3 protein-coding genes are annotated in these 3,970 nt (G+C 54.5%); all 3 read left to right on the top strand.

Going from position 1 to position 3,970, the window contains the following annotated elements; genetic code table 11:
• Nucleotides 1–930, top strand: a 930-nt coding sequence (locus ACF8AM_RS15730) for an MBG domain-containing protein (protein WP_392556545.1), incomplete at its 5' end; no start/stop codon positions are given.
• Nucleotides 931–1,417: 487 nt separating this feature from the next.
• Complete coding sequence (locus ACF8AM_RS15725; RefSeq protein ID WP_392556544.1) at nt 1,418–3,184, top strand: ShlB/FhaC/HecB family hemolysin secretion/activation protein; 1,767 nt, start codon at nt 1,418–1,420, stop codon at nt 3,182–3,184.
• A 197-nt stretch (nt 3,185–3,381) separates the two neighbouring features.
• Nucleotides 3,382–3,970 (top strand): efflux RND transporter periplasmic adaptor subunit (locus ACF8AM_RS15720; RefSeq protein ID WP_392556543.1); only part of this gene is annotated, 589 nt, incomplete at its 3' end.

Raw genomic sequence — 3,970 nt, 5'->3', positions numbered from 1 at the left:
GTCAACTACGATAACATTGACCACGAAACCAACGCGGGAACCTACGTCTTGCAAGTCGACAGCGACAATCTAAAAGACGGGTATTTCATTCGAAAGATCTATCGCAATGGTGAAACCTACGGCAGCGGACCAGGAACCGACATCACAAACTATGGCCGGCACATTATCTCGCCGGCAGATCTGTCCATCGTGGTCAACAATCAAACCAAGACCTACGGCGACTTGTTCAGTTGGGAAGGCTCTGAGTTCCTTGCCACCGGTTTGGTGAACAGCGAAACGATCGAAAACTTAATCATGTCTTCCGGGGGAGCAACCGAAACAGCCAGTGTTTTAGGTGGTCCCTACACCATCTCGGGACACACGCCAACGGGAACCGGGTTCACGGCAACTAATTACAACATCACCTACACCACCGGAACTTTGACGGTCACCCCAGCCCCGCTGGACCTGATTCTTTCTTCCGCCTCCAAGATCTTTGGTGTTGAAGGCGATACACAAACCACCCAATTCGTCGCCAACGGGCTCAAGAATCTGGACGCGATCGATCATGTGACGATTGTGAGTGCGGGCCTGCCAGCTTCCGCAGCATTGGGGGCCTATTCGATGGAAGCCAAGAATCCTTTCGGAGTCAGCTTTGATGCAACCAATTACGCGATTCATTACTCTGACGCCATCCTAACAGTGTTCGCTCCCAACGACGAAACCATCCACGATGTTTGGACGCGGTCGAATTTGATCTCAACAACACTTCCTCAAAGCCTGAACGCGAGCAATGGTGGGGGCATGACCAGCAGTCGAACCGGCAGGTCCTCAGTCGAGATCTCCGTACCCGGTCAAGAAGGTGAACTCAGTGGCAACGGTGCGAGTCAGCCAAACTTGGACGAAACCGCCATGCCCAGTCAACAACCTGACGACCAAACTGGCGTTTGAAGATGCGTCCGCGTTTCGTCGTCCCTTCACATCGCACGCCTCGAAACCGGGCCAGGGTTCGCATCGACATTGAATGATATCTTGCGACCCGACCTATCCGGGGTTTGAACGATGTGAAGTTGCAAGGGTTGTCCGGGCTGACAGGGTTGTTCCCGTTGAAGGCATCGCTGAATGCGAGGTAGCCGCTCTGTTAAATCTTGTCGAATTTGATCGCTAGTAGGATGTTGATTCGATACGTTTCTCCGATTTGGGGATCGACCGATGGGTGCCAACCCATCGTTTATCAGGGACGAACGGGACGCCATCGCGTTCCGGCTGACGAGATCAACAGCCTGCGGGGGCAATCAAGCGTGTGACCAGAGCCCTCCTCGTGAGGCTCTGTGAACACTGAAAAGCTATTCTGTCGCGACGTCTCTTCTGTTGGCTTGGTGCCAGTGGAAATTCGCCGGCACCAGCTTGGTCACGGATGAACTTGGGGCAAGTCGGGATGACTTTACGACGTTTTGGGGTGTTGGCTGGCTGGATCTGCGCCGCGAGCTTCCTGCTAGGTGGTTCTGCCTTCGCACAGAACTTTGAACGTTACCGACCCAAGGTGTATCAACCTTGGGAAGTTGGAAAGTTCGATCTCGATTTGCAAAGCGAAACCGAGACGGAAACGCCCAGCAGCGACATTGTGTTGGTCGATTCCCTGGAAGCAGTGATTCTGTTACCAAGCCGCGAAGGAGTCGATCCTCACGAAGCGTTTGCCGACCATCAAGGCGTGCATTCCCACATCCATCGTTCTGGGTCGCTAGCCAACACGCCGCGAATCCAATCAATCATCGATCGTCACCTTGGTCTCCCGATCACGCTCCGCAACCTAAACCAATTGTCGCGAGAGATCATTGAGGTCTACGAAAAATGTGGGCAGCCGATCGTCGATGTTCAGATCCCCGAGCAAAAGATCACGGGCGGAACGGTCCAAATCGTGATCGTCGAATCACGAATCGGCGCGATCAAGATCAAAGGTGGTTGCTGGGTCGATCCCTGCTTGCTTCGCCAAGGCATCACACGTTCTCAGGTTGGCGGACGAATCCACGAATCGTGCGTCGCTGAAGACCTCTACTGGCTCAACCGCAGCCCATTTCGATCCGTTGGATTGGACGTGACACCGGGCTCACTCGATGGCACATCCGACCTCATTTTTGAAGTGGATGATGTCTTCCCAATGCGAGCCTACATGGGCTACGAAGACACGGGCGTGGAAGCGCTGCGTCTCGAACGGTTGTACACTGGATTGTTAGTCGGCAACGTTTTCGGCTACGACGGATTGCTCGGATACCAATACACAGCGGACTCTGAATTCAATCGTCTGCATGCTCATGCGGTCAGCTACACGGTCGACCCCAGTCGAGAACGCGGATACCAACTCTTTGGTAGTTGGGCGTCCGCCGAACCTGCGTTGCCCGCTCCAATGGACCAAGACGGCGAAGCTTGGCAGGTTGGCACCCGAGCATTTCATTACACCACGCGAAACGCCCAATTCGAACGAGCTTGGTTCGTTGGCGCCGACTTCAAATCATCCAACACGTCGGTGGAGTTCGGTGCAGTGAACACCTCCGACACCGCAGCTGATCTGTTGCAACTTTGCCTTGGCTACAACGCTTTGGTTCGCGAATCCAACGGTGACTACGCTCGGCTGAATACGATCCTGAACTATGGACCGGACGGCGGCTTCACCTCACAGAACAACGCGGCGGCGTTCAACAGTCTGAGGCAAAACACAGCGCCCGGCTACGCTTATTGGCGAACTTCGCTGGACATGCGTCGGCAATTCGGTTGTCACTACGAGGGAACCTTCCGAGGGTCCGGACAACTCTCCAGCGATCGTTTGTTGTTCAGCGAAACACTCGGCTTTGGCGGTTACGACTCCATCCGTGGATACGACCAACGTGTGGCCAGCGGCGATCATGGCTGGCTGACCAGTTTTGAATTCGGCCCCACCGCTTGGACATTTGGCAGTGGTGACTGTGAAAGCAATGTCAAAGCGTACACCTTTGCGGACCTCGGCCAAGCCTTCATCATTGACAGCCTCCCCGGCGAAGAGACAGAACAATTCCTGTCAAGCGTCGGTGTGGGCTGCCGTGTCGCAGTCGGCCAGAAAGGATCATTGCGTTTCGATTACGGACACGGTTTCAACGACGTGCTCGGAGCCAACGCAGGCGACCGCGTTCACATCGGATTCGTGTCCTTCTTTGGACCTACTCCAAACTGATGGTCTCGTAAGGGCTGGTAGCACTCGGCTTTCATTGTTCACTGCGTCGCCCCACCATCAACATTCAAGGTCACGCAAAGCAGCGGGTCAAACATTTCGCCCCACTCGAATGTTCTGCGGTCAACCGCTAGATTTTGGAGGCCGTGTCTCCCAAAACTATCTGCCCCGCCGCTGGGGTGCCAATGACCGAGTGAACAATGAAATCCGAATCCTGGCCTCCTTCTCTGTTGTGCATTGGACTGTCATTCATCCTCGCAACGGGTTGCTCCCAAGAGAAACCGGTTGCCAATGCCACCACCCGCCCCACTCAAAAGGTGGCGGTCGTCCCAGCGATTCAGGATGAGGTCACCGACTATGTCGAATTGGTCGGACGGCTTTCTGCGGACGAAAAGGTGGTGATCCAGTCACGTGTCTCGGGATTTTTATTGAAGACACACTTCACCGATGGACAACGAGTCCAAGCCGGTGATCTGCTGTTCACGATTGAACCGGACGAATACAAAGCGATTTACGAACAGGCCCAAGCGCAGATTTCGGTCGCCGAAACGCAACTGGAACTGGCGCGAAAGAAGTTTGCTCGATCGAAGAAGTTGCTGGAAGGCGACGCAATCTCTCGTGAAGAATTCGATGAGAATCAAGCCGCGGTGGCTGAAGCGGCAGCCAACGTGATTGCCAAGCAAGCGGATTCGGCTCGAGTCAAACTGGATGTGGACTACACCAAAATCATTTCGCCCATTTCGGGACGAGTCGATCGTGCCTTGTTAGATGATGGCAACTTCGTCACCG

It is taken from the genome of Rhodopirellula sp. JB055 (genome assembly GCF_043100905.1).
Taxonomy (GTDB): Bacteria; Planctomycetota; Planctomycetia; order Pirellulales; family Pirellulaceae; genus Rhodopirellula.
The sequence above is the reverse complement of the archived record's forward strand: the minus strand, read 5'-3'. Positions and strand labels throughout refer to the sequence as shown.